General features: G+C 45.7%; 25 protein-coding genes, 1 pseudogene and 2 riboswitches. Of the genes and pseudogenes, 8 read left to right on the top strand and 18 right to left on the bottom strand.

The features are described from left to right. The first annotated feature begins 26 nt into the window (after nt 1-26). A pseudogene (locus tag UJ203_RS18825) lies at nt 27-192 on the top strand (Fur-regulated basic protein FbpA). Beyond that, on the top strand, nt 179-325 hold the full coding sequence (gene fbpB, locus UJ203_RS18820) for a Fur-regulated basic protein FbpB (protein WP_010333101.1): 147 nt from the start codon (nt 179-181) through the stop codon (nt 323-325). Before UJ203_RS18825 ends, fbpB begins: the two are co-directional and overlap by 14 nt. A gap of 28 nt (nt 326-353) precedes the next feature. Here fbpB and UJ203_RS18815 read toward each other — a convergent pair whose 3' ends face one another. The 9 genes from UJ203_RS18815 to dctS all read right to left on the bottom strand — a co-directional run bounded on the left by UJ203_RS18815 (nt 354) and on the right by dctS (nt 10,190). After that, complete coding sequence (locus tag UJ203_RS18815; protein ID WP_322013196.1) at nt 354-1,496, bottom strand: acyl-CoA dehydrogenase family protein; 1,143 nt, start codon at nt 1,494-1,496, stop codon at nt 354-356. Between the two features lie 128 nt (nt 1,497-1,624). Next, the gene (locus UJ203_RS18810; RefSeq protein ID WP_322013194.1) at nt 1,625-1,960 is read right to left on the bottom strand and encodes a hypothetical protein; all 336 of its coding nucleotides are present in this window, start codon (nt 1,958-1,960) and stop codon (nt 1,625-1,627) included. Between the two features lie 95 nt (nt 1,961-2,055). Then, nucleotides 2,056-2,823, bottom strand: coding sequence for an ABC transporter permease (locus UJ203_RS18805; protein ID WP_024120284.1), 768 nt, complete (start codon nt 2,821-2,823; stop codon nt 2,056-2,058). Further along, the gene (locus tag UJ203_RS18800) at nt 2,816-3,742 is read right to left on the bottom strand and encodes an ABC transporter ATP-binding protein (RefSeq protein ID WP_322013191.1); all 927 of its coding nucleotides are present in this window, start codon (nt 3,740-3,742) and stop codon (nt 2,816-2,818) included. Before UJ203_RS18800 ends, UJ203_RS18805 begins: the two co-directional genes overlap by 8 nt. A 90-nt stretch (nt 3,743-3,832) precedes the next feature. Further along, nucleotides 3,833-5,071: a dicarboxylate/amino acid:cation symporter gene (locus tag UJ203_RS18795; RefSeq protein WP_105991474.1), complete on the bottom strand. Its 1,239-nt coding sequence runs from the start codon at nt 5,069-5,071 to the stop codon at nt 3,833-3,835. A gap of 73 nt (nt 5,072-5,144) precedes the next feature. Next, nucleotides 5,145-5,276, bottom strand: a riboswitch (cyclic di-AMP (ydaO/yuaA leader). Between the two features lie 49 nt (nt 5,277-5,325). After that, a complete protein-coding gene (locus UJ203_RS18790) occupies nt 5,326-6,378 on the bottom strand; it encodes an AI-2E family transporter (RefSeq protein WP_322013188.1) in 1,053 nt (350 codons plus the stop codon). A gap of 149 nt (nt 6,379-6,527) precedes the next feature. After that, complete coding sequence (dctP, locus tag UJ203_RS18785) at nt 6,528-7,793, bottom strand: C4-dicarboxylate transporter DctP (RefSeq protein ID WP_322013186.1); 1,266 nt, start codon at nt 7,791-7,793, stop codon at nt 6,528-6,530. 119 nt (nt 7,794-7,912) lie between these two features. Beyond that, nucleotides 7,913-8,593 carry a response regulator gene (locus UJ203_RS18780; RefSeq protein WP_322013184.1) on the bottom strand — a complete coding sequence of 227 codons (681 nt, stop codon included), beginning with the start codon at nt 8,591-8,593 and terminating at the stop codon, nt 7,913-7,915. Continuing rightward, nucleotides 8,583-10,190 carry a two-component system sensor histidine kinase DctS gene (dctS, locus tag UJ203_RS18775; RefSeq protein ID WP_322013182.1) on the bottom strand — a complete coding sequence of 536 codons (1,608 nt, stop codon included), beginning with the start codon at nt 10,188-10,190 and terminating at the stop codon, nt 8,583-8,585. The genes UJ203_RS18780 and dctS overlap by 11 nt, the downstream gene beginning before the upstream one ends. A 71-nt stretch (nt 10,191-10,261) precedes the next feature. Here dctS and UJ203_RS18770 point away from each other — a divergent pair, with 71 nt between their 5' ends. Both UJ203_RS18770 and UJ203_RS18765 read left to right on the top strand, forming a co-directional pair. Next, on the top strand, nt 10,262-11,314 hold the full coding sequence (locus UJ203_RS18770; RefSeq protein ID WP_322013180.1) for a TRAP transporter substrate-binding protein: 1,053 nt from the start codon (nt 10,262-10,264) through the stop codon (nt 11,312-11,314). A gap of 85 nt (nt 11,315-11,399) precedes the next feature. Then, entirely contained in the window at nt 11,400-12,221 is an 822-nt protein-coding gene (locus UJ203_RS18765; protein WP_101864020.1) for a manganese catalase family protein, read from the top strand. Nucleotides 12,222-12,244: 23 nt separating this feature from the next. Here the strand turns inward: UJ203_RS18765 and UJ203_RS18760 are convergent, their stop codons facing one another. From UJ203_RS18760 to UJ203_RS18740, 5 genes are all read right to left on the bottom strand, one after another. After that, nucleotides 12,245-12,451 (bottom strand): hypothetical protein, encoded by a 207-nt coding sequence (locus UJ203_RS18760; RefSeq protein WP_322013177.1) that lies wholly within the window; start codon nt 12,449-12,451, stop codon nt 12,245-12,247. A 218-nt stretch (nt 12,452-12,669) separates the two neighbouring features. Beyond that, the gene (locus UJ203_RS18755) at nt 12,670-13,029 is read right to left on the bottom strand and encodes a YdbC family protein (protein WP_322013175.1); all 360 of its coding nucleotides are present in this window, start codon (nt 13,027-13,029) and stop codon (nt 12,670-12,672) included. After that, the gene (locus UJ203_RS18750; protein ID WP_095714113.1) at nt 13,023-13,364 is read right to left on the bottom strand and encodes a cupin domain-containing protein; all 342 of its coding nucleotides are present in this window, start codon (nt 13,362-13,364) and stop codon (nt 13,023-13,025) included. Before UJ203_RS18750 ends, UJ203_RS18755 begins: the two co-directional genes overlap by 7 nt. Before the next feature lie 146 nt (nt 13,365-13,510). After that, entirely contained in the window at nt 13,511-13,882 is a 372-nt protein-coding gene (gene gsiB, locus UJ203_RS18745) for a glucose starvation-inducible protein GsiB (protein ID WP_010333086.1), read from the bottom strand. A gap of 129 nt (nt 13,883-14,011) precedes the next feature. Continuing rightward, complete coding sequence (locus UJ203_RS18740) at nt 14,012-14,830, bottom strand: EcsC family protein (protein WP_105955174.1); 819 nt, start codon at nt 14,828-14,830, stop codon at nt 14,012-14,014. Between the two features lie 117 nt (nt 14,831-14,947). Between UJ203_RS18740 and UJ203_RS18735 the strand changes: the two genes are divergently transcribed. The 4 genes from UJ203_RS18735 to UJ203_RS18720 all read left to right on the top strand — a co-directional run bounded on the left by UJ203_RS18735 (nt 14,948) and on the right by UJ203_RS18720 (nt 17,620). Further along, complete coding sequence (locus UJ203_RS18735; protein ID WP_322013171.1) at nt 14,948-15,400, top strand: DUF2188 domain-containing protein; 453 nt, start codon at nt 14,948-14,950, stop codon at nt 15,398-15,400. A gap of 77 nt (nt 15,401-15,477) precedes the next feature. After that, nucleotides 15,478-15,735: a GlsB/YeaQ/YmgE family stress response membrane protein gene (locus tag UJ203_RS18730; RefSeq protein WP_105955231.1), complete on the top strand. Its 258-nt coding sequence runs from the start codon at nt 15,478-15,480 to the stop codon at nt 15,733-15,735. 231 nt (nt 15,736-15,966) lie between these two features. Then, on the top strand, nt 15,967-17,244 hold the full coding sequence (locus tag UJ203_RS18725; RefSeq protein WP_049809886.1) for an Nramp family divalent metal transporter: 1,278 nt from the start codon (nt 15,967-15,969) through the stop codon (nt 17,242-17,244). A 106-nt stretch (nt 17,245-17,350) separates the two neighbouring features. Beyond that, a complete protein-coding gene (locus UJ203_RS18720) occupies nt 17,351-17,620 on the top strand; it encodes a hypothetical protein (protein ID WP_322013168.1) in 270 nt (89 codons plus the stop codon). 259 nt (nt 17,621-17,879) lie between these two features. On the opposite strand, the gene UJ203_RS18715 is transcribed toward UJ203_RS18720, so the two are convergent. The 4 genes from UJ203_RS18715 to UJ203_RS18700 all read right to left on the bottom strand — a co-directional run bounded on the left by UJ203_RS18715 (nt 17,880) and on the right by UJ203_RS18700 (nt 24,583). Continuing rightward, nucleotides 17,880-19,604, bottom strand: coding sequence for a pyruvate oxidase (locus UJ203_RS18715; RefSeq protein ID WP_322013166.1), 1,725 nt, complete (start codon nt 19,602-19,604; stop codon nt 17,880-17,882). Nucleotides 19,605-19,667: 63 nt separating this feature from the next. Continuing rightward, entirely contained in the window at nt 19,668-20,120 is a 453-nt protein-coding gene (locus tag UJ203_RS18710; RefSeq protein WP_322013164.1) for an NUDIX hydrolase, read from the bottom strand. A 57-nt stretch (nt 20,121-20,177) separates the two neighbouring features. After that, on the bottom strand, nt 20,178-22,001 hold the full coding sequence (kimA, locus tag UJ203_RS18705) for a potassium transporter KimA (RefSeq protein ID WP_024120267.1): 1,824 nt from the start codon (nt 21,999-22,001) through the stop codon (nt 20,178-20,180). Between the two features lie 189 nt (nt 22,002-22,190). Next, nucleotides 22,191-22,335: riboswitch (cyclic di-AMP (ydaO/yuaA leader) on the bottom strand. Between the two features lie 136 nt (nt 22,336-22,471). Further along, nucleotides 22,472-24,583 carry a cellulose biosynthesis cyclic di-GMP-binding regulatory protein BcsB gene (locus UJ203_RS18700; protein WP_322013161.1) on the bottom strand — a complete coding sequence of 704 codons (2,112 nt, stop codon included), beginning with the start codon at nt 24,581-24,583 and terminating at the stop codon, nt 22,472-22,474. Nucleotides 24,584-24,585 lie beyond the last annotated feature (2 nt).

Below are 24,585 nucleotides of genomic sequence, written 5' to 3'. Positions count from 1 at the left end.
TCGTTTGATTGGAGGTTGGTGACACAATGACACCTCAGTCTGCAGAAATCAGAAAAAAGCATCTCATTCATCTGTTAATACAGAATGGTATATACAAAAAGTCAAAGCGTCATTTGTATGAATTGTCGCTGATGGAGCTGGAAAGTGAATACAAAACATTGTCAGGAGGCGCCAGGGCATGCCAAAGCGTAAAATAAAAACCTACCAACAGCTGATCCAGGAAAACAAAGAGGCGATCATGGGCAATCCAAAGCTGATGAACGTCATTTACGACAGAATTGACCGCAAGCATCAGAAGAATCTTCAGGAACAAAACAATACATAAAAAAGAGCCGGCAAAGGCTCTTTTTTATTTAATGAAAGGCTTCTGCGGCCAGCTTTTGAATGACCGCGTCGTCCATCGGCGGGTTATGGAGACCGGCGCGCACATCCCGGTAATAGCGCTGTAGCGGATTGGTGCGTTCGAGGCTTTTGGCCCCTGCAATTCTCATCGCTTTGTCTACAACAGAAAGCGCGGCGTTTGTGACGATATGTTTTGCTGCACCGAGCTCACTCTTCAAGTAAGGGCGGCGCTCCGGATCGTCATACAATTCAGCCGCATGAAAAAGAAAGTGTCTGGCATTCAGCAATTCAAGCTCCATTTCGCCTGTTCTTTGCTGAACGGCCGGAACATCCTTGATCGGCCCCTTCAAACTATTTGGAGAATACTCGGAGGCAAAGCGCACCGCATAGTCTCTAGCAGCTTGAGCCACGCCAAGATAAACCGCCGGAATATGGAGCAGCCAGCCATTTGGCTTTGCTCCCCGCGGCCCTTGAAGCAGCTCCACCAGTTTATTGTCCTCCAGCGTTACCTCGTTTAATACAAGATCATGGCTGCCCGTAGCCCGCATCGCCATCATATCCCATGTTTCTTCAATTGATACACCAGGATCATTTTTATGAACCAACACGACACCTGTTGTTTGTTTTTCTTCAATCCATGCCGTCACTAAAAAATAATCAAGCGCTTGCGACATTGTCGTAAACGTTTTTCTTCCATTCACCACCCATTTGCCGTCCTTTTTGACGGCGGCAGTCCCGGGGCGTCCCCCCCTGGTCGGGCTCCCGGTTTTCGCTTCTGTCGCTGCTCTATTGATCACGGCGCCGTTTTGAACTTCCTTTGCGATAAACGCAAACACATCTTCATCCCAGCTGTTTCCTTCTCCGAGCTCTCCCATCACGCTTAAATGCCAGCCGATGCTCAGAGCTGCTGGAGCATCTCCACGTGCAAGCCGCTCTTGAAAAAGCAGCATGTCGTAAACAGACATTCCTGCTCCTCCATGGGATTTTGGCACGGTTATCGCCGTATATCCCGAATCACGCAGTTTTTGTATTTTTTCACCAGGAAATCGTCCCTGTTCATCATCCTCAGCGGCTGTTTGCTGAAATTCATCCGCTAGCTGTCCTATTTTCTCTATCCATTGCCGCTGTTTTTCGTTCCGTACAAATAATGACATCCGGCAGCCCCCCATTTTTTCAATTCCGATAAATTTAATATGTATTATAGATTTCCAGCCATGATTCCGCAACTGTTAACAATTTGTCCACGATAGAAAAACACGCCGTTCCCGAGGGAACAGCGTGTTTAAGCCGGATTTGCATCCCGGTCTTGTTTCATACCGAGATAAATGAGCATATAAGTCAGGTAACCCATTGTCATGACCAATCCGCCGAAGAAAAAGCTTGAGAAAATCGGCTCTTCAAAGGCAGTAACTGCCGCAAGCACAATCCAGCTTGCATACAGATATATGATAAAATAACGGATCCCCGTCTTCATTTTATATATCATGTACAGCCCCACGAGAGAAAACAACCCCAGCGCGAGCCTGAAATATACAAGATGTTCAAACTGAAACATGAATGACACAAATGAGAATCCAAGCAGCAATACAATCGGTAAAGCGGTAATAAAGTTCCTCAATTCGAGACACCTCCGTCAGTACCTTTATTATAAACCAAAACATCGAATGATATTGATTTACGTGAGCTTTTTCACAAAAATGTCATTCCTTGCCTTTAAATTCGAACATCCCGTTTGCAGAAACTCCACCAGGCAACGGCAATGAAGAAAACAGCATGAATCACAATAATCCCTACAGAGAACAATGGCGTCATGCCTGAAAACAGAGCCGTTTGTCCGCTTTTGTATTGAGTGAAGTCCGTGTTTGCAAAAAGCAAAAAGCTTCCCCATTTGTTTTCAAACAGCTTCATGATTTGCACAAGTGAACTTGCTCCATATAAAACGACAAAAGAAACAACAACTGAAATGGCACTGTTGCGGAACAGTGATGAACAAAGCAAACCGAATAATCCCATCAGCACCGCTTCAAGCCAGTTTGTTCCGATTAGCTCCAATGTGTTGATGAACAATGTTTTTGATTCAGATGTCACGGACGTGCCAAAAAAGACAAGACCGAATAATAAAGCCAGAATGTAGTATGCCAGATAAAGATAGAAGCTGACCATGACAACTGTCATTAGTTTCGACCAAAAGACCTTTTGCCGCTTGACCGGGCGAATAAGCAGAAATTTGATTGTCTTTTTATCAAATTCATTAGAAATAATCGTCGCTGCAATGACAATGGTTAACGCCTGCAGCAAGATATTCAGGCTCGGTGTATAGGAAAAGTAGCCGATGAAGTTTTCGTCAGTTCCGGCACTGATGACGATCCGTTTAATGATCAGCGCCATGAAAAATTGAAAAACAGCCATCAATATAAGCGAAACAAATGTGACTTTCCGATTAAAGAGTTTCATATGTTCATTCCATATTAATTTAGACAAGCTCTTCTCCCTCCTCTTGATGAGCGGTTGTCGCTTTTATAAATTCGTCTTCCAGTGACTGCGTATAAGGCATAATTGAAAATACGTTCAGTCCTTGTCCGACTAGCGAGCGGTTCAGCTCTGGTATATTTTCTTTCGCTATATCCACCACGATGGAGCCGTCTTTACGTTCAGCTGTGTACTCGTTGCCCATCAGCCAACCGAGCGCTTTTTCCGCCGGCTGCACTTCAATAACAGCTTTCTCCGTTTTCTGACCGGCTCCATTCAGGCTTACTTCTGCTTTGATCTCGCCTTTTTGTATGATGATCACACGGTCACACAGGTCTTCAACTTCACGCAATAAATGAGTGGCGAATAAAACCGCTGTTCCTTCCTCTTCAGCGAGCTCCTTAATATGATCGCGAAAATCCTTCATACCGGCAGGATCAAGACCGTTTGTCGGCTCATCTAAAATGAGAAGCTTCGGCCGGTGAAGAATCGCCTGAGCAATGCCGAGACGCTGGCGCATGCCGAGGGAGTAGGTTTTCACTTTATCATCAATCGCTGATGTCAGCCCGACTCGTTCCACCACTTCGTCCAGTCTTTCATCAGTTATCTTTTTGTGCATATTTGCAAAGTGTTTGAGGTTTTCCCAGCCTGACAGGTACGGGTAAAACTCAGGATTTTCAACGATCGCGCCGACAGCTTCCATCGCTTGTTCGAACTCAGTATCATGCTTGAATCCGTTGATGGCCACGCTTCCGCTGTTTTGTTTTAACAGTCCGACGATGATGCGGATGAGTGTCGTTTTTCCGGAACCGTTCGGACCGAGAAGACCGATAATCTCTCCCTGCCTGACGTCCATGCTGATCTGTTTTAAAATCTGTTTAGACCCTATTTTTTTATCAAGGCCTTCAATATGTAAAATCGGCTCAGCCATAAAGCCTTCCTCCTTTTTTCGACAAAAATAAACAGTGCCTAAAAATAGGCACTGTTTGTATTATAGCATTTGTTGCTTCCAAATGTTTGGTTAAACCGATAGAGTCGGTGCTTGCTCCGGCTGTTTGTTCTTTTCTGTTTCTGTAATGATGACGGCACAGGCCGCGTCTCCTGTTGTGTTGACCACTGTGCGAAGCATATCGAGCAAGCGGTCTATTCCGAGGATCAATCCGATCCCCTCAACAGGCAAGCCGACTGATTGAAGCACCATAGCGAGCATAATCAAACCGACTCCCGGAACACCCGCAGTTCCCACACTTGCTAATACAGCCGTCAATATCACCATCAGCAATTGCGTAAATGTAAGATCATGTCCGAATACCTGTGCAATGAAGATGGTGGCCACCCCTTGCATAATGGCTGTCCCGTCCATGTTAATCGTCGCGCCGAGCGGCTGAACAAAGCTGCTGATCGGCTCAGGCACTTTTAGTTTTTTCTGGGCTACATCCATTGATACCGGAAGCGTTGCATTGCTGCTTGAGGTACTGAACGCAACGACCATAACTTCTGAGAAATCTTTAAAGAATGTAATCGGATTTCTTTTTGCTAAAAGAGCCACTGTTGAACCGTATGTGACGATTGCATGTATGACAAGAGCCAGCGTAACAACAATCATGTACAGCCCCATCGCTTTTATTGCACTGAATCCCTGGCTGCCGATAGCTGTCGCAATGAGACCAAACGTGCCGTATGGCGCAAACTTCATGACCAGGTTGACCAGATACATCATCAGTTCATTGCCCTGCTCCACAACTTTCAAAAGCATATCCGCTTTTTTGCCTAGCATCGTAATCCCGAGTCCGACAAAAATGGAAAACACGATAATCTGGAGCATATTTCCTTCGGTCATCGCTTGAACAGGATTGGCCGGAATCATGTTCAGAAGTGTGTCAGCAACACTCGGCGCTTCTTCTGCCTCGAATTTAGCGGATGAGACATCATAAGTGCCGAACTCACCCGGCTTAATGACAAGCGCCAGTATAAGCCCGATCGTAATCGCCACCGCTGTCGTGATGAGAAAATAAGAAATGGCCTTCACACCGATTCTGCCAAGCTTTTTAGGATCGCCAAGCCCGGCAACTCCTAATGTAAGAGAGAAAAAAACAATCGGTACGACAAGCATTTTAATGAGGTTTAAAAAGATGGTGCCAAGAGGCCCGAATACAAACTTATTCAAATTTTCAAATAATTCAGGTGATGTTACGTTAAGAATAATCCCCGTGACGGCACCCAGAACCAATGCAATGATGATCTTTGTTGCCAGTTTCATCCGCATTCCTCCTTTTTTTGAAAAAAAGCCCGCGAGAGACTCCCGCGGGCTTTGGCTGTATCATAAAACCACAGGATTCTCTCTTCACGCTGATGAGGTTAGCTGCCGGGTTCGGACGAAGAGATGTCCGTTTTTCAGATGAAAAATGAACCCCAAACGATTGGGTCCCCCACTCCTTTTAAAAAGGATTAAGCGTGTGGCTTACTATTGTATGTTGTAGTTTTATTTATACAGAAAATATCCAATTTTGTAAACTATTTTTTGTTACTTTTCTCTCGGGGTCTTTTAGGCCCATTTTCCTTGTTGGTCACATCAAGAATATCAAGGAGAAATACAAAGATCGGAATCCCGATAATTAAGCCCCAAATGCCGAGAAAGTGCTCAGAAAAAATCAGGACTGTAAATGTGAAAAAGATCGGCAGCTCTGTTTTCGCTGACATCAGCTTCGGATTGAGGAAATATGTCTCAATCGCATGAATGGCGAAAATGACGAGCACAATGTAGAGCACATAGATTCCGCCGCCTGTGCTGTATGCAATAATGCTAAGCGGGATCAGGGAGATGACAACGCCTGCTACCGGGATCAATCCGAGAAAGAAAACCATGATGGACAGCCCCAACAGCTGAGGGAAGTGCATAATCCAGAGCGCAATAAAAGTCAGTATGCAGTTCACGAGCGCGATGATAAATTGTGCCTCAAGCACCTTGCCGAACGTTCTCGCAAATTTACCTCCGAAAAAAGCAATCTCATTATAAAAAACAGCAAGCTTGCTCGTTTTAAACTGCTCCATAAATTCAGACAGCCGTTTTTTCTCGAATAAGAAGAACATGCTGAGAATGAGCGCCATCACGATCTGCAAGCCGAATGTGCTGATATCGGCCAGATACGTATAAAGTACATTGAAACCCTCTTTGACATACGAACTGATATTAATATCTCCGAAAACACTTGTGATCTCATCAAAGAAAGGAATGCTGCTCGGATGATACGCAATATGTTTAATCTGCTTGATCAGCTGCTGAATCTGTGCGGCAACGACCGGATAAAACACAAACCCTCCGACTGTAAGCAGCACGGCCAGCAAAATGTAGAGAAACGTAATGACAACCCGCTGGCTCACGCGGAAGAACCGGCTTAAAAACTGCCGGACGACAAGCTCCAAACGATCCATAAGAAATGTGAAAATGAAGGTCAGCAATATTAAGTTGATCATGCTCTTAAATAGATATAACACACCAGTTAACACGACAAAGATGGAAAAACGCCTTACTCCCGGGTGCTGAAAAAATTTTACTAAAGCGGCCATTTATACACTCCTGTTAGGACAAACGTCCTTCATTCAATATAGTATCCATTTGTAAATTATATAACAAAAAAATGCTGAGGTCTCTGTCCTCACCTTAATTATTCTTAAACAATTAAAAAAACGGCCCCATGAATGGGCCGTTCGTTTTTTCAGACTGCTGTTTTCATTTTTTTCATGCCTTCCACAGCCTCCACGCTTTTTGATTCATCGAATTCTTTTTCGCTTTTTGCAACAATGATTGTGGCGATTCCGTTTCCGATCAGGTTCACAATCGCTCTTCCTTCACTCATGAAACGGTCGACACCAAGCAGAAGCGCAAGACCCTCAAGCGGAATGACCTGAAGTGCTGACAGCGTTGACGCAAGAACGATAAATCCGCTTCCTGTCACACCGGCTGCCCCCTTCGAAGTCAGCATCAGAACGAGGATAATCGTAATTTGCTGGCCGATGCTGAGATCCACTCCAAACACTTGAGCCAGAAAGACAGTCGCCATTGATAAATAAATGGATGTTCCGTCAAGGTTAAACGAATAGCCGGTCGGAATAACAAGCCCGACGACTGATTTCGAACACCCGTAGCGTTCCATTTTATCCATCATTCTCGGAAGAACCGATTCTGAAGAGCTTGTGCCGAGCACGATGAGAAGCTCATCTTTGATGAAGCGCAGGTAGTTCCACAGGCTGAATCCGTATAGCTTGCAGATGATATTTAAAACAACAAACACGAACAGGAACATTGTGATATACACGGACAGCATTAAGCTGGCAAGCGGTTTGATGGAATCGAGTCCGAAGTGCCCGATCGTATACGCCATCGCTCCGAATGCACCGATTGGAGCAGCACGCATAACGTAGCCGATAATTTTGAAAAAGACATGTGAAACTTTATCAAAGAAATCAATGACGCTTTTCCCTTTTTCACCTAACGCCGCTAGACCGACTCCGAAAAGAATGGAAAAGAATAAGACCTGCAAAATATCCCCTTTTGCGAAGGCATCAACCATGTTGGACGGTACGATGTGTGTGACAAATTCAACCCAGTCGATCCCCTGACCGCCATTTTGCGTGTATTGTGAGACATCTCCCTTTTCAAGCTTGCTGTAATCGAGGCCCGTACCCGGCTTCATAATATTGACGACAAATAAACCGATAATGAGTGCAAGGGTCGTAACAACCTCGAAATAAATAAATGCTTTTCCCCCTACTTTTCCAACCTTCTTCATATCGCCCATTTTTGCAATCCCGAGAACGATTGTGAAGAAAATGATTGGAGCGATTACCATTTTCACAGCGTTGATAAAGGTATCGCCAAGCGGTTTCATTTCTTTGCCGACATCCGGCCAAACCAATCCGACAATGACCCCGATGATGACCGCGGTTATGACTTGAACTGTTAAATTTTTAAACAGTTTCATATTCTTCCTCCCCCTGTCCTAGTCGCCTTTGTGTCTTTCTTACTAGAATGATAGCGTTTTCATTAAGGACGGGGAAGTTTATGTTCATAACGGACATTTTGGTCTTTTTGGTCTCAGGTTTACACTTTAAATATGTAGCGGTTGACGGGGCGTCCGACTCCTCCGTACTGAACATCAAGCTGAATCGTTCCGTTCTTTTCGAGATAATCAAGATAGCGTCTCGCTGTCACTCTGGCGATGCCGAGAGCCTTGGCAACCTCTTCAGCAGAAAGAGGAGACGTTTGCTGCTTCAAAAAAGCAATCAGCTCATTCATCGTAAAATGATTCAACCCCTTCGGCAGATCCTGTACGGCCTGCTGCGGGATATTGAGGATGGCATCAAGCTGATCCTGGGACAGCGTATCGTTTTCCTCTATTTTTTGTTTATACCGCTTATATTTTTCAAGCGCCTGTCTCATGCGTTCGAGCTTAAACGGTTTTAAGATATAGTCAACTGCCCCATTTTGCAGCATAAGAGCAATTGTTTCCTTGTCTTTTGCAGCGGATACGACGATGACATCTACCTCAAGCTTTTGCTTTCTGATCTCCTGCAACGTTTTTATCCCGTCTTTTTTCGGCATGTACACATCCAGAATCACGAGTTCGGGCTGATTTTCTTTGATCAGCTTGATGCCTTCATCCCCGTTCCCCGCTTGTGCGCAGACGGTAAAGCCATTAACGGTTGTTATGAAATCCTTATTGACTTCCTGAACCATCGGATCGTCTTCAATGAGCAGAACCTTGATTTCCTTACGAGCCATGCTGCGCTTCCTCCCCCTTCATCGGAAAAACGATTGAAAAAGACGTTCCCTGTCCCGGGTGTGAATCGACCTCTATCGCACCCGACCCTTTGTCTGTTATTTGCTTGACTAAATAGAGGCCATAGCCTGTGCCGCCTGTTTTATTCACTGTAAATCCTTTTTCGTAAAGGTACGGCATATGTGTGTGCTTAATCCCGCATCCGTTGTCTTCTATTAAAATCGCAAGGATATCCTCCGTTTGTTCAATGCTGATGTCAATTCGTTTGTCATCAGACTGAACGGTTTCAAACGAGCCGAAGGCATTTTCAATCAGGTTGCCGAGAAGCACAACGATATCATGCTGGTCGACATGCTCGGGAAATTGCTGCAGGCTGCTGTTTTCATCAATATACACAGCAATGCCGAGCTCTTTTCCCCTTCTGATTTTACTTAACAACAGCCCCGCCGCGGCGTCATTTTGAATGGAGCGATGCAGAAATTCAGTGACGTTTTCCTGCTCGGTTGAAGTCTGAAACGCCAGCTGCAGCGCTTTTTCAGATTTCCCGAGCTGGATCAGGCCTGCGATGGTATGAAGCTTGTTCATATGCTCATGATTTTGGACGCGGAGCGCTTCGACAAAGTTTTTGACACCCGTCAATTCCTCAGCCATCTTGGCCGCTTCCGTTCTGTCCTGAAAAATCGCGACGGCGCCGATGACTTTTTTCTTCATGACGATCGGAATCCTGCTGCTCATGATGACCTTTCCGCTGACACGAATTTCTTCATTATAAACCGCCTTGTTCCGTTCCACGATTTCAGGCAGGCGCGAATCCTTGAGTACATCCCAAATCACCTTTCCGACCAGATCGCCCTGCACCTCAAAAATCTGTTTGGCTTTCTCATTAAATATTGTGATGATATGCCGGTTGTCAATGGCGATCACGCCTTCGTTCATAGAGTGAAAGGTAGCGGTTCGCTCTTCATACATTCTGACAATCTCATGGGGCTCGAGCTGAAACATTTGCTTCTTGATATGGCGGGCCAGCAGGAACGAACCCGCCAGGCCGAACCCGAGTGTCAGCACTACGATGAAGGCGATATCCCTTCTTAAATGAAACAATATATCAGCCATCCCCGGAAGTGTTTTTCCGACGAGTACTACGCCGACCTGGTTCAAATCCTGATCCTTTACCGGATAAAAGGCCCGGACAGCCGTCCCGATCTCGCCTGTTGCTTCTGAGAAATAAATGTGCTCCGCAAACGCCGCTTTTTCATCTGCACCCTTTGACTTTTTTCCGATGTTTGTAGTGACAGGATGAGTATAGCGAATGTGATCCATGTCCATGACGACAATGTAGTCTGCTTCATTGATCATCCGGATCTCTTCAACCGCATGCCGGACGGCTTCTGTTTGTTCTTTTCGCGATAACGCCTCTTTCACTTCGGTCATCTCCGACACCGTCCGAGCCGTATTCATCAGCCGTTTTTTCAGCTCCCTTTCCTCTGTATGCTGAATATTGCCTATGAGCACAATGCCGCCGATCAAAAAGGAGAAAATGACGAGTATGTAAGAAAGGATCGTGATTTTCCAGCGGATTGAGAGCTTTTTTTTGTTCATCAGCTTCTCCTTTCAGGTCTTTACGAATCACATCTGCCCCATTATTCTTAACATAAGGGAGGGGGCTTTTCATGAAGAGTTTGCTTGCATGTCTCGGTCTGATGATCGCCGGAATTGCAACCGCTTTATTTATCGGATTCCATGACCGTTCAAACGGCAAAGAGATTGTGTATGATGACGATCAGGAAGGCTTACAGGATCAAATCGTATTCAAATTCAGCCATGTTGTTGCTGAAAACACGCCAAAAGGGCTGGCCGCTAACAAATTTGCTGAGCTCGTAAACGAGAAATCAGGCGGGAAAATGAAAATTGAAGTGTTCCCGAATGGAAGCCTGTATTCGGACATTGAAGAAATCGAAGCATTGCAAAATGGCGACGTGCAATTTATCGCCCCCTCCACATCGAAGCTCGGTATGCTCTCTCCTGAATGGGGAGTTCTTGATCTTCCGTATGCATTTACAGACTATGATGCGGTTAAAAAAGGGCTGCACGGAATAATTGGAACACAGCTGTTTGATTCTTTAAAGAAAAATCAATTAAAGGGCCTGGCGTACTGGACAAACGGGTTTAAGCAAATCACCACGAATCAAGGCCCGGTCAAAACCCCGGATGATTTAAAGGGACAAGACCTGCGCATTATGCAAAGTAATGTAATAGAGGACCAATTCAAGCTGCTTGGTGCAGCACCCCACCAGGAATCTTTCAATTCTACTTTTCAGCTGTTAGAAAGCAATATAGTAGATGGCGAGGAAAATACAATCTCAAACATCTATTCTAAAAAATTTTATAATGTTCAAGACTATTTGACAATAAGCAGCCACGGTTACCTCGGCTACGCTGTGATGACTGATGAGCATTTCTGGAACGCGCAAACACCGGAAACAAAACGTATTCTGACGGAAGCGATGAAGGAAACAACGGAGTGGAATGAAAGGTATGCCGAAGAAATGAACAAGGAGCAGCTGGAAGAAATCAAAAAACATTCTTCTATTAAAATCTACGAGCTGTCAGATAAAGAGAAAAAAGAATGGATGAAGCGCCTTGATCCTGTTTACCGGAAGTACGAGCCCATCTTCGGCCGGAAGCTGATTCAGGAGCTTCTGGAGCTGCGAAAGGATTCGTAGCACCCATCTCAATACGCTGCTTTTCGTTTATCTTTGTTCTCATCGGAAATATAGAAAGAGAGACACGAAAAAAGGAGATGGGAACATGTTTAAACATACGAAAATGCTGCAGCATCCTGCTAAGCCAGATCGTCCAGATCCATTATTCGCTAAAAAAATGCAAGAAATTTTAGGCGGGCAATTCGGAGAAATTTCTGTTGCCATGCAGTACTTATTTCAAGGCTGGAATACAAGAGGAAATGAAAAATACAAGGATTTGCTGATGGATACGGCAACTGAAGAAATCGGGCACGTTGAAATGATCGCTACCATGATCGCCAGACTTCTTGAGGATGCCCCGCTTGATGAACAGGAAAAAGCGGCTGATGATCCGGTCATCGGTTCCATCATGGGAGGCATGAATCCTCACCATGCAATCGTATCAGGACTAGGCGCCATGCCGGAAAGCAGTACAGGCGTACCATGGAGCGGAGGCTACATCGTAGCGAGCGGAAACCTGCTGGCAGACTTCCGCGCCAATCTGAATGCGGAATCACAAGGCCGTCTGCAGGTTGCACGCCTGTTTGAAATGACGGATGACAAAGGCGTAAAGGACATGCTCAGCTTCCTGCTAGCGCGTGACACAATGCACCAAAACCAATGGCTGGCCGCCATTAAAGAATTAGAAGCACAGGAAGGTCCGGTTGTGCCGGGTACATTCCCGAAAGCGCTCGAGAAACAGGAATTCTCTCATCAGCTTATCAATTTCTCTGAAGGTGAAGAAAGCGCCGAGCAAAACTGGCTGAAGGAGAAAGCCCCGGACGGAGAAGCGTTTGAATATGTGAACGAAGCAAAAGCTTTTGGAGAAAAGCCGGAATTGAAGCCAGCTCCTCCTTTTGTTCATAATACGCTTCCTGGGCGTGAGTAAGAGGCTATCATAAAAAGGATAGATCACTCCAGCGGTGATCTATCTTTTTTTGTGCGTTTTCTGATGCTCAAGCATCTCCAGACGATTGCCAAATGGATCTGAAAAATAGAATCTGTCCGTTCCCGGAAGTCAATGATCTCAATTCCATTTAACTGCAAATGTTCTTTTAACCCTTCAATCTTCACAATCTCACATGCAGGGTGTGCTTTTTTCGGGTACAAAAGGTTCATCTATCTTGCCCGTTCCAAATGTGAACCAGACTCCGCCTCTGGCTTTTAACGCATCAGGTTTTTGAAGATCGCCGTAAAATCGTCCACAGCATTTTCACAAACTTTGGAATCATTCCCCCTGATTCTCAATTGAATGCCATTTTCTTGATTGTCATTCAGTCAAAAGAACAGGAAAAACCATTGTTTATGATGATCGATAAAATCAGTACCTGCCTATACTAAGCTTTTGCCACAGTCCATCCAGGCTCGTATTCGATGTCCCTGCTGTCAAATAAACAAGCGGCCTCCTCTGCATCCACCTGAGACAGCGTCACTTCAATAGAGAGAATCGTGCCCTTTTGCTCGATTTCTTTATAGATGATGTCGTGTTCGTTCTCCATAAAATGATCATAGGCAGCTCTGTTCTCCCAAACGCTGGTGATTTCTGCGGTGAACAGCCCATCCGCTGTTTTCCGCCATCCGCCGGCCTGTTTGATGAAGCCTTTTACATGTGATAATGCTCCCCACTGTGACTGCGCCTTCGAAAATGCTTCAGCGTTAGCAGCGTCCACCCCACATACAATCTTTTTGATCAGCATTTTGATTCCTCTGTTATAACCGTTTCCGCATGAATGTGCTCGACGCAGAGATTCACGGTCCTGACATAAGAGCGTGTGCGGTGTATGGTGCCTTTTGGGACAAGCAGGCTGTCATTCGCTTTTAACACCGCGGTTTCTTGATCCTTAAAATCAATAAGCAGCTCTCCCTCAAGAACGATAAATAATTCATCTGAGTCAGGGTGATGGTGCCAGTCGTATTCCCCTGTAAACACAGCGAGCCGTACACAATGGTCATTAACCTCTGAAATGGAGAAATTAGCGTGTTTTTCTTTGACTTCATTTGCAATGGCCAGCAGGTTTTGCATCTCAGGCATAAGTGAAAACTCCTTTTTCACCTATTTTACCGCAGAAACGTCATTGGGAAGGTATATTTTTTTCCATTTCATCATAAAAAGCGATCCAGCTGCTGCGCCGGATCGCTTTTTATCTACAGGTTGTCTGCCTTTTATGCTTTGCTTAGTTAGTCGTTGTCGCGGGCATTTCCGCCTTTTGAGCCAATTTCTTGATAGAATTCCTTATCATGATTTTTGCTTGTCGCTTCTCCGCCTTTACGGCCGATTTCTTGATAGAATTCTTTATCATGATTTTCGCTAGTGGCTTCTCCGCCTTTTTCACCGATTTCTTGATAGAACTCTTTGTCATGGTTCTTGCTAGTGGCTTCTCCGCCTTTTTCGCCGATTTCCTGATAGAATTCTTTGTCATGGTTTTTGCTAGTGGCTTCTCCGCCTTTTTGACCAATCTCTTGATAGAATTCTTTATCATGGTTTTTGCTAGTCGTTTCTCCGCCTTTTCTACCTGCTTCTTCTCTACTCATTTTGTTATCTTGTGCCATTTTGAATTCCTCCTTTAATTGGTGTTGGTTGTTGTATTCCCGCTGTCATTTCTTTTAAACAAACAAAACACATTGAGTGTGTTTTAAATGAAAAAAGCAGACGGAATGCGGTGCCCGTCTGCTTTTCTTCTATTCATGATTCTGTTCTGTTTCTATGAGCCGCTCAAGGATGCGCCGCTTTTTATAAAGCATCATGCCTGTTTCGGTAATGTCATTTAAGGTCGAGCGATTAGCCGCCGCGCCAAAGACCATTCCCGCGACCGGCACCATTTGAAAAAGCTTTTTCCAGCCAAAGGTGTCACGGTAGCCTAAAACCACTTCCCTCCAGCCTTGGATTTGGGAAGCGACATTCTTATATGTACGGTCCTGATCATAATCTTTTATTTCTTTCAGAATGGATTTTTTACCGACAACATCTGCTGAAGTAAGCTGCAGACATTTTACGATAAAGACCCGCTCTTTTTTCTCCTTTGGATCATAGCCATAGGCCACTGCGATATCCTGCAGTGTTTTTAATGATAAACCGAGCACAGCCGGAATGTCTGCCGCCAGTGTAAATACGCCGCCCACACCCGTGGTCGCTCCCTGAACGGTTGCAGCGTTGATTCGGTTTTTGCCCATCGCTTCAGCAACATCATCCATAACAGCCAGAGGCGCTTTTTGTACGTCCTCCAGTGATTCAAAGGTTTGCTCGGGCAGTTTCTTTTGAAACGTTTTGATAATCTGTTTTTCCGATGTCAGGTACTGTCCTCCAGTTTGAACAAAGCTGCCCACCTCATCCAAAAGCTTGCCGATCTTTTTCTGGATGAATTCCGGCGTCAGCTTGTCCAGCAGCTGAAACGGGAGACGGCTGAGTTTTTCCCAAAACCAGACTTTTTGCTGCTCCTTTTCCCATTTCTCTATTTCTTTTAATTGCTGATGTAAGTCTTCTTTTTGTTCTGTTGTCACCCAACTCGCACTTCCCTTCCGTTTTTCTACTATATAGTATACCTTCATTTTTCTCTAAAACGTTTTTATTTTTCACCTGCGGGTACCATTTTTATAAAAGCAGAAGGAGTGATGGATATGCCTTGGTCTATGAAGGATTACCCCGCTTCACTGAAAAATCTCGAGAAGCCTGTGAAGAAAAAGGCGATTGAAATTGCGAATGCCATGATTGATGAAGGCTATGAGGACGGACGCGCCATTCCGATTGCGACGAGCAAAGCAAAGGAATGGGCGGAAAACGCCTCAAAAAAGGAAATTGACGACTTTCTCACACATGATGATGAAACAGAACGCGATGAGGAGGCAAATGATGACGCCAGACCTGAGCTAATGAATAAAGCGGAGCATGTCATCAAACATAAAAGTGGCTGGGCCGTCAAAGCTGAGGATGCCAAACGTGTATCTGAAATCAAGGATACGAAAAAGGAAGCGATTGAACGGGCGAAGGAAATTGCGGAACATAAAGGCACAGAAGTCATTGTTCATTTGGCTGACGGCAGCGTGCAGAGAAAGATAAAAACAGGATCATAAGCGGATATGCTTTTGTACGTTTCGGGACTGGCTGAAGCGGTTATTGATTTATAAATCATTCAGGAGAGGTGAATATGATGCTTAGCTTTTTGGTTTCATTAGTTGTTGCTATCGTAATTGGACTAATCGGAAGCGCCATTGTCGGAAACCGCATGCCAGGAGGAATTTTCGGTTCGATGATTGCAGGGCTGATCGGCGCATGGATCGGGCACGGCCTATTCGGAACTTGGGGACCGAGCCTCGCAGGCTTTGCCATTATTCCGGCAATTATCGGGGCAGTGATCTTCGTATTCTTATTGAGCCTCGTATTCCGCGGACTGCGCAAGGAAGCCTAGATTTTAGATGATTCAGGAGGCATCGTTTCATACAGAAACGATGTCTTTTTATGTATGGACCTTATCAAATGCCCTACATATCATGTTACATAACAGGGAAAAATTTGAGAGTAATTTTTGACCATCATTGGTTGACAAGAAATCAGGATGGTCATATGATGTAGATAAAATAATTTGGTTTAAGGAAACTCTTTGTTGTATGGCAAAAACAATTAGAATTCAGGTGAATACATGATGAATAAGGACATCACAGCACAATCTCCCCGTTCCAAAGCAGTCCAAGATGCGCTTGACGGGAAAAGCAGAGGATTCAGAGGACTGCTGCCTTTTTTAGGCCCGGCGTTTATTGCAGCCATTGCCTATATCGATCCCGGTAACTTCGCAACAAATATATCAGCTGGTTCTAAATATGGATATATGCTGCTATGGGTGATTTTATTTTCTAATATCATGGCGCTCTTGATCCAATCACTCTCCGCCAAACTCGGTATCGCGACCGGCAAAAACCTGCCTGAGGTCGCTCGTGAGGAATTTCCTAAGCCCGTCTCTATCGGCTTATGGATTCAAGGCGAGCTCGTCATTATCGCGACTGATCTGGCGGAATTTATCGGAGCGGCATTGGGACTGTATTTGCTGTTCGGCATCCCGATGCTCGAAGCGTCTATTATTGCGGCGATCGGCTCTTTCGCGATTTTGGAGCTTCAGCGCCGCGGTTATCGCTCACTTGAAGCCGGTATTGCCGGCATGCTGTTTGTAGTGGTCATCGCCTTTGCGCTGCAGACCTTTTTTGCAAAGCCGGATGCCGTCTCAGTGATGAAAGGACTTTTCGTTCCGACATTTCATGGCACCGACAGTGTGCTTCTTGCAGCAGGTATTCTCGGCGCAACCGTTATGCCGCACGCCATTTATTTACACTCTGCCCTCACACAGCGGCGGGTGGTCGGCAAAACAGATGCTGAACGGAAGAAAATCTTCAGATTCGAATTTATTGATATTTTAATAGCGATGCTGATTGCAGGGGCTATTAATGCGAGTATGCTGATTGTGGCTGCCGCATTATTCTTCAAAAACGGGCTGTTTGTCGAGGACCTTGATGTCGCGTTTCAGCAGTTCGGTCATCTTGTCAGTCCTGTTTCAGCCGCGTTATTCGGAATCGGCCTGCTGGTTGCGGGCCTGTCCAGCTCGTCTGTCGGAACACTTTCAGGCGATGTGATTATGCAGGGATTTATCAACTACCGCATCCCGCTGTATGTACGGCGGTTCATCACCATCATTCCGCCGATCTTGATCATCGCATCAGGAGTCAATCCGACGTCGGCTCTTGTGCTGAGCCAGGTGGTTCTTTCCTTCGGCATTGCCTTTGCTTTAATCCCGCTTATTATGTTCACAAGCAATAAGCGGATTATGGGTTCGCTGATCAATGCCAAATGGGTAACAGTGGTTTCCTGGCTGATCGCTGTGCTGATTGTTGCTTTGAATGTGTTTTTGATCGTCGATACGTTCCGTTAGAAAAAACCGGCTGAAAGAGCCGGTTTTTTATTTTGTCTTAAAAGCTCATTGATATCATTTTTTACAGAAATTTGTTATGATAGAAGAAAAAATCGGAGTTTTGATAATGTCAGTATTTATTCTGTTTTATTTATGGATTGTCCCTATTGTTATCGGAATTTTATGTTCTGTTATCGCTTATAAATCAACAGGTAAAAAAATGCGAATCGCGCCCGGCATCGCCATGGTGGTGCTCAGTATCATTTCCTTGATTACGGCTTTTACGGCTGGAGGCGCTAATTTTCACATGTTTATCGGCGGAATGTTTTTATTCGGCACTTTATTAGTTGGTTCTGCTTTTCCTTTCTTTTTCGGACTTTCGAAAAAAGGGAAATAAGCTTATAAAGACATTCTAGATTTGATACGAATAAACAGATGAAACAGACAAGGACAAATGCGCTGATCTTTCTGCTTTGAAAGAAGATGCATTTGTCCTTGTGTCCGTTTTGGGCACGGCGAAAATCATGACAGGCTGCATAGATCATTCCTGCTGATCCCAATAAATATACGAGTCATCTTAAAGGTTCAAACAACCGATTTTATGACTCCCCCTCCGTAAAATCAAAAAACAGGAGCCTTCACAGGCCCCTGTTTTTTTAGAATAACCGTTTTAAGCTTTGTTTCAATGACGGCATTTCAATTTTTTGGTTTTCGAAGAAGTTTTTCAGCATATATTTGCTGAAGCCTTTTGCCTGTCCGTAGGTGATTTTGCCGGGCAGCGGCGGTTCGTTTCCGATCATGACGTCGACAACGACCGGCTGATCGGAGTGAAGCGCCTCATGGAAAGCCGGTGCAAGTTCTTCCGCTCTCGTCACCTTGATGCCTTTTGCTCCGCAGCTTTCTGCAAATGCGGCATAGTCGACATTCTGAAGTTTTGTGACATAGTCAATGTTCCCTTTGACCTGCTGTTCATATTCAATCATGCCGAGATTTTCATTGTTTAAAATGACGACAGTAATCGGGAGCTTATATTTGACTGCAGTCGGGAGATCCTGCATGACCATGGAAAAGCCCCCGTCACCGCAGACTGCGATGGCTTGGCGCTCCGGTTCAGACAAGCTCGCCGCTATAGCTCCCGGCAGGCCGCAGCCCATTGTCGCAAGCCAGCTGGAAACGATGAAATCCTGGTTGACGTTCATTTTGAAATGCCGCGCCATCCAGACGGTGACAGTGCCGACATCTACAGACAGAACCGCGTCTTCCGCTGCTGCCTCCTGAAGACGTGCGATGACCTGCTGAGGTTTAAGCGGTGTTGCCGCCTCAGTTTCATCTTTTTCGATTTCGTTCCACCAATGCTGCATATGTTCAGTGCAGGCATTCAGGAATCTTCTGTCTTCCTTCCGTTCAATATACTCCGTCAATTCGCGCAGACCGAGAGCCGAATCACAGACAAGCCCCGCTGTTACCGGATAGCGTTTGCCGATTTTCGCCGGGTCTGAATCAAGCTGGATTGCCGGTGTGTCATCCGGCAAGTAATCACGATACGGGAACGAGGTACCAAGCATAATTAACAAATCGCATTCTTCCATTGCCTCATAGGCCGGCTTTGTCCCAATTTGCCCCAAATTACCGAGAAAGTGCGGGTGCTTATCGGGAACGACACCTTTTGCCGGGAGCGTGACGACAATCGGCGCCGCTGCTTTATCAGCAAATTCCAGCAGCTCCCGCTCCGCCTTTTTCATTCCCTGTCCCGCCAAAATGATCGGCTTTTTCGCATTGTTAATGTATTGCGCGCATGTCACGAGCTGTTCTTTTTTCGGTTCAAGATTTCCTTCAATATATACCGGTGATGTGTAAACGGGTTCCCGTTTGATTTTCTCCGCAAACAAATCATCTGACACGCTTAATACCGCAACGCCTTTTTTGCTGTAGGCGGTGCGGATCGCCTGATTCAACAGATCCGGCAGTGATTCCGCACTATGTACCTCCCTGTTGAACACTGCCACGTCTTCAAACATTTGCTCAAGCTTAATTTCCTGAAAGTAGTCCCGTCCGACTTCGCCTGAAGAAACCTGGCCTGCAATCGCAAGTACAGGAGCGCCGTCCGCTTTTGCATCGTATAAACCGTTCAATAAGTGCACCGCACCCGGCCCTGCAATTGACAGGCAGACACCGATCTTGCCGGTGAGTTTTGCCTCAGCCGCGGCTGCCAGCGCTGCCACCTCTTCATGGCGGGTTTGGATGAATTCCAATTGATTTCTGTCGTGTCTCAGTTCCTCAATAAATTCGTTAATGCTGTCTCCGGGGATGCCGTAAACATGATCAACTCCCCATTGTTCAAGCAGTTCTGTCATTGCTTGTCCTGCTGTTTTGTGTGCCATGCCGTATCCTCCTTTTTCCTTTTTTCAATACCACAGGGGGAGCCGTTTAAAACCCGGAGGCAACTATCGCTTGCTGTATTTCCTTCTGAACAGGTCTAGGGCCGCCAAAAAGCTCTTGTCCTTGACGGTAATCTGGATGCCCGCAGCGCCGTTTAGAAAATCTCTGATTTGCATTTTCCGGTTTGGCACCATCAAAAGCGGCAATCGCTCCGGCGAAAACCATTTCAGCCCGGCCGTTTCCATGCCGTTTTCTATCGCTTGTCCGCCTGTTATGTTCCCTGCAAACACATGCTGTTCGTCTTGAAACTTAGGTCTTAGATAGACACCCAATTCCCCGGAAAGCTCTATCAGATATCCCGTTTCTTCCATTACCTCCCGGACCGCCGCTGCCTGCGGGGTTTCTCCTGATTCAACCCGTCCGCCCGGCAAATCCCATAAAGGAACGTCTTTTCGTTTGACCAGCAGAATCTGCCGTTTTGTGTTTGTCACTATGACAAATGCCCCTTCCGTATACATCGCCATTTCCCCTTTATTTGAAAAAAGACCAAGGAGATGTCCCTTGGTCTTAGCTGCTTACTTTTTAAAATGATACGGCAATGTGGCAACGATTATGTCCTTCTTCCAGAACAGCCGGACTCTGAGCAAGAAGGCTGACTGGTTGTGCAGAATGGTGTGCCAGCGTTTTTTTGTGATAAATTGCGGGAACAGCACCATGACAGAAAACTGTTTCTTCTTCGCTTTTGCTTCAACAGTTTCCAAAAACTTATCAAACGGATGGACAAGGCTTCTGTACGAAGAGTGAAGCGTGACGAGACGCACTCCATTATTCAGCTCTTCCCAGCGTTTTTCCACTTTCTTTTCCTGTTCTCTGTCAAACGACACGTGAACGGCAATGACCTGATCTGACAGTGATTTCGCATATTGAATGGATTTTTGCACGACGGTTGTGACGCCGGCTACAGGCACAATCACGACCGTACCTTTAATTTCTTCCGGCTGTTTGTTTACGATGCGAAGCTGTTCACCGACAGCCGTATAGTGATTTTTAATCGCAAAAAACAAAAAAACGACGATAGGCATAAAGATTAAAACAGGCCATACGACATTAAACTTCGTGACAAACAGGATGGACAGAACCATAAACGATATCAATGCGCCGCAGGCGTTGATCAGCATTTTCCCAATCCAGCCTTTTGGTTTTTGTTTGATCCATTTGATGCACATCCCTGTTTGTGAAAGGGTAAATGGAATAAACACACCGACCGCGTATAGCGGGATTAAGTGCTCCGTCTGCCCTCCAAATAACAGAATCAGCACAATTGAGGCAACACCTAAAAAGATAATCCCGTTTGAGAAGCCTAAGCGGTCGCCTCTTACTGTAAACATACGCGGCATGTATTGGTCTCTCGCCAAGTTGAAGGCAAGCTGCGGGAAAGCTGAAAAGCCCGTATTCGCCGCAAGGACCAAAATTAACGATGTCACACCCTGAATGACATAGTAAAACACATTTCTGCCGAAGGTATCCGACGCGATTTGTGAAATGACCGTTTCATTCGGTTTCGGAGCCGTCCCGTAACCGTATGCAAGTACCGTAATGCCGGCAAATAGAACCGCAAGCAAGATCCCCATCATAGCCAACGTTCTCGCCGCGTTTCGCGCAGGCGGGTTTTTGAAGGCTGGAATCGCGTTGGAGATCGCTTCAACTCCGGTGAGCGCGGAGCAGCCGGATGAAAAAGCCTTAAGCAGCAAAAACAGCGTAATGCCGGCTACCGGTGTGCCGATCGGTGTATGATGGACTGGCTGATCAATTTGTCCTGTCATAAGCTTAAAAAGACCGACGGCAATCAGGATGAAAAGCGCCGCCACAAACAGATAGACCGGGTAAGCAAGAATCGATGCTGATTCTGACAGCCCCCGCAGATTTAAAATCATAATCACTAAAACAAGTAAAACAGCAATCGGTATATGATAATCATGCAGTGCCGGGAACGCCGACGTGATGGCGTCCGTCCCTGCGGAAATACTTACTGCTACTGTTAATATATAATCGACAAGCAATGAACCGCCTGCAATCAGCCCGGGCTTTTCGCCGAGGTTTTCTTTTGATACAACATACGCCCCGCCGCCCTGCGGATAAGCGTAAATAATTTGCCTGTATGAGAGAATCAGCGCGAGCAGCAAAATGAGTACGCCGACCGCTATCGGAATGGAATACCAAAATGCAGCAGCGCTTACCGCCGCCAATATGATAAGAATTTGTTCCGTTCCGTAAGCGACAGATGATAAAGCATCTGAGGAGAGCATGGCAAGCGCCTTTAATTTCGTCAGTTTTTGTTCTCCTGCTGCTTGTGATTTTAACGGTTTCCCAATCAAAAAACGTTTGATTGAATGATACATCGATGTCTTCCCCTTTTAATTTCATTTTTCATGAAAACAATAAAACATCCGCATCTGTTCTCACATTTTGTAATAGTCCTTTCTGCTATGATGTCTCTGTATGCGATTTACATCCTGAAAATTGAACAGCAAAAAACACAGAGGCAAACGGATGCCCCTGTGCCTTAACATCGAACACAGGTTTCATTCATCTCCTCTCATGAACGCTTACGAGGTTAGCTGACGGATTCGGGCATATGAGAGTTTGCCCTACCTAAAAAGGATTCACCCCGAGCGGCAAAATGCCGCCAAAATGGGTCCCCCGCTCTGTTTACAGATTAAGCGATTTGTTTTCTAAAAGAGATCATACTCCCGTTTTCGTATGTTGTAAAGAGGCTTATCGGCCGGGAGAAAAAAATAAAATGACAGGTTCCACAAATGGAAAATTTAATCCAAAAACAAAAAAACAGAGGCTGATATCAGCCTCTGTCTTATTCTCTGTCTGTCTTTCTCTTTCTTCGTCTAACGGTTACCCAAATGAAGGCTGCCGCAATTACCATCATGAGAGCCAGCACGCCGATATACAGCAGTTGTTGCCCATGATCTTGTGCTGTTTTTTCTGTTTCAGAACTGTTTGTTTCCGATTTGAGCTGCTGGTGGTTTGTAAACACCTGCTGGCTGTTTGTTTCATTGATGACGGTCGCCGTGTCATCATTGCTGTTCAAAAAGCTGATGATTTCTTTTGTGACGGCCGCGCCATTTCCTTTCAGCGGCGCAAAAACAGCCATCGTATAATTTGAATCCCATAAAGACGCTTGGGTAAATGCCACTTGTTTCGTCGTCTCGTTCAGCATTTCAAAGCCCGACACGTCAAACGAGCCGTTTTTCGCTTGAGGCACGAGCAGATCAGAAGATTTCTCTTTCAAAAGAGAGAACTGGCTGATGCCGCCGATGAAAATTAAGTTCCGGCCTTTCGCGTCCTCCGCTTTAACTTCAGATGCTTTCCTTACTGTGAAAGATTGCTGGGCTTCGCTTCCAAAGGAATCAGTAACGAGAGAAAGCTCCTTAAGCTTGGATTTGCTCACACTGTCAGGGAGCACAATCAGTGTTGCCTGTTTCTGATTTACGGCGTATGGAAGCGGCCATTCTTGAAAATCGGCTGACGGAGATGTGCCTTTGATCGTGTAAGACAATGTGCTGCTTTTATCAATGAAGACCCATTTCTCTTCGTCCGTTGTGTTGCAAGGGTTGTTTTCCTTTAAGCCCGTGGTGATAAACTGTATATCAATGTAGCGGTTTTTCTGCAGCAGCTCAGGATCTACTTTCAGCGTGACATGATAGTATCCGTTTTTATCTTCTTTTCCTAATTCATCAAGGCGGACTGAATGCGGCTGCCCGTTAATGAGGACCTTCAGCTCTGCTGCTTGAGAGGCTGAACCGCTTTCTGCCGCGGCTGCTTGAATCGTTTCCGATTTCTTTAGTTTAAGCGACAGCTTGGCTGATTGATTTTGGTCTATCACCGCAGAAGCCGGATAAAAATAATGTGCTGAAGATGTTTTGTCAGCTCCGATTGTCATATCTTCTGCCCCGAATTTCTCAAGGGTCAGCTTATTGCTTTCCTGCTTTTCAGCCTTCTGAAGCTTGCCAATTGAAAGTGTTTCCCCGCTTAGCTGGCCTGTGTAAGTCTGATCGGCGATGACGCTGATTTTTTCTGAGAGCACATCATCAGATGCCGCTTGTGCAAACAGAACCGGCTGCTGCTTGCCCTGTGCTTTCGGCACGCGCTCCGCAAGCAGAAGTTTTTCACCTTTTGCCTGTAAGCCAGCTTGTTTGATCAGCTTCTTCACCTTGCCGTTCCAATGCTTATCCACTCCGATGAAAATGGTCGGCTTGTCGATTTGCTTCACTTCAGATTCCTTCACAAACGAAATGCTGACACTGCTGTCGGCAGTTTTCAGATAGCCTTCTGTTTTGACAGCCGCTTCAATTTCTGCCGAACTCGGGTTATCCGGAATGACAATCGCAGTCTCTTCCGCTGTATTTCCCGATTGGGCAAATGGGTATGGGTAATGTTCAAGTGATGTTCCCTTCGCTTCGCTGCTGTCCGCCAGTGTCAGGCGGCTGTCCGGATAAATTTTGATCCAGTTGCCGGACGTATCCTGTCTGACGCAGACGCCCTCTTTCATGACGCCGTAAAATTTCAGTGATACGCTGTGATAGCCTGGGGCGGACTGGCTTTTGTTCAAGTTCAGCTTCAGTGTTTTCCGTTTTGAATCGCCGTTTAGCTTTAACGTTTTTATCGGTTCATTGTCAATTACAGCCGTTAACGATGAAGGAGAAATTAAAAGATCTGATGCCTCATATTCAATCACCAATTGCTGGCTGCCGGAAGAGGCGCCTGCCGGAATCTGATACGTCAGTTCCGCGCTGTCTTTTGATCCGTACAATGTCATAAGATCGTTTGTCAGCACCTGCTGTTTGGCTTGTTCACGGCTGCTTTTGCCCAGAAGCGAGCCATCGACCTGCATCTCTTGAGCGAAGGCCGATTGTCCAGTCGCTGCCAGCAGCAGGAAGCTTGTAAGAAAAATAAGTAGTTGTTTCAAAA

The organism is Bacillus sp. V26 (genome assembly GCF_034296245.1).
Lineage (GTDB): Bacteria > Bacillota > Bacilli > Bacillales > Bacillaceae > Bacillus > Bacillus halotolerans.
This window is presented reverse-complemented; position numbering and strand designations above follow the sequence as displayed.

Bases quoted from the DNA above. Each gene is read 5' to 3' on its own strand.
- fbpB (WP_010333101.1), top strand. From the start codon at position 179: ATGCCAAAGCGTAAAATAAAAACCTACCAACAGCTGATCCAGGAAAAC.
- UJ203_RS18815 (WP_322013196.1), bottom strand. From the start codon at position 1,496: ATGTCATTATTTGTACGGAACGAAAAACAGCGGCAATGGATAGAGAAA.
- UJ203_RS18800 (WP_322013191.1), bottom strand. From the start codon at position 3,742: ATGGCTGAGCCGATTTTACATATTGAAGGCCTTGATAAAAAAATAGGG.
- UJ203_RS18795 (WP_105991474.1), bottom strand. From the start codon at position 5,071: ATGAAACTGGCAACAAAGATCATCATTGCATTGGTTCTGGGTGCCGTC.
- UJ203_RS18790 (WP_322013188.1), bottom strand. From the start codon at position 6,378: ATGGCCGCTTTAGTAAAATTTTTTCAGCACCCGGGAGTAAGGCGTTTT.
- dctP (WP_322013186.1), bottom strand. From the start codon at position 7,793: ATGAAACTGTTTAAAAATTTAACAGTTCAAGTCATAACCGCGGTCATC.
- UJ203_RS18780 (WP_322013184.1), bottom strand. From the start codon at position 8,593: ATGGCTCGTAAGGAAATCAAGGTTCTGCTCATTGAAGACGATCCGATG.
- dctS (WP_322013182.1), bottom strand. From the start codon at position 10,190: ATGAACAAAAAAAAGCTCTCAATCCGCTGGAAAATCACGATCCTTTCT.
- UJ203_RS18770 (WP_322013180.1), top strand. From the start codon at position 10,262: ATGAAGAGTTTGCTTGCATGTCTCGGTCTGATGATCGCCGGAATTGCA.
- UJ203_RS18765 (WP_101864020.1), top strand. From the start codon at position 11,400: ATGTTTAAACATACGAAAATGCTGCAGCATCCTGCTAAGCCAGATCGT.
- UJ203_RS18760 (WP_322013177.1), bottom strand. From the start codon at position 12,451: ATGAACCTTTTGTACCCGAAAAAAGCACACCCTGCATGTGAGATTGTG.
- UJ203_RS18755 (WP_322013175.1), bottom strand. From the start codon at position 13,029: ATGCTGATCAAAAAGATTGTATGTGGGGTGGACGCTGCTAACGCTGAA.
- UJ203_RS18750 (WP_095714113.1), bottom strand. From the start codon at position 13,364: ATGCCTGAGATGCAAAACCTGCTGGCCATTGCAAATGAAGTCAAAGAA.
- gsiB (WP_010333086.1), bottom strand. From the start codon at position 13,882: ATGGCACAAGATAACAAAATGAGTAGAGAAGAAGCAGGTAGAAAAGGC.
- UJ203_RS18735 (WP_322013171.1), top strand. From the start codon at position 14,948: ATGCCTTGGTCTATGAAGGATTACCCCGCTTCACTGAAAAATCTCGAG.
- UJ203_RS18730 (WP_105955231.1), top strand. From the start codon at position 15,478: ATGCTTAGCTTTTTGGTTTCATTAGTTGTTGCTATCGTAATTGGACTA.
- UJ203_RS18725 (WP_049809886.1), top strand. From the start codon at position 15,967: ATGATGAATAAGGACATCACAGCACAATCTCCCCGTTCCAAAGCAGTC.
- UJ203_RS18720 (WP_322013168.1), top strand. From the start codon at position 17,351: ATGTCAGTATTTATTCTGTTTTATTTATGGATTGTCCCTATTGTTATC.
- UJ203_RS18715 (WP_322013166.1), bottom strand. From the start codon at position 19,604: ATGGCACACAAAACAGCAGGACAAGCAATGACAGAACTGCTTGAACAA.
- UJ203_RS18710 (WP_322013164.1), bottom strand. From the start codon at position 20,120: ATGTATACGGAAGGGGCATTTGTCATAGTGACAAACACAAAACGGCAG.
- kimA (WP_024120267.1), bottom strand. From the start codon at position 22,001: ATGTATCATTCAATCAAACGTTTTTTGATTGGGAAACCGTTAAAATCA.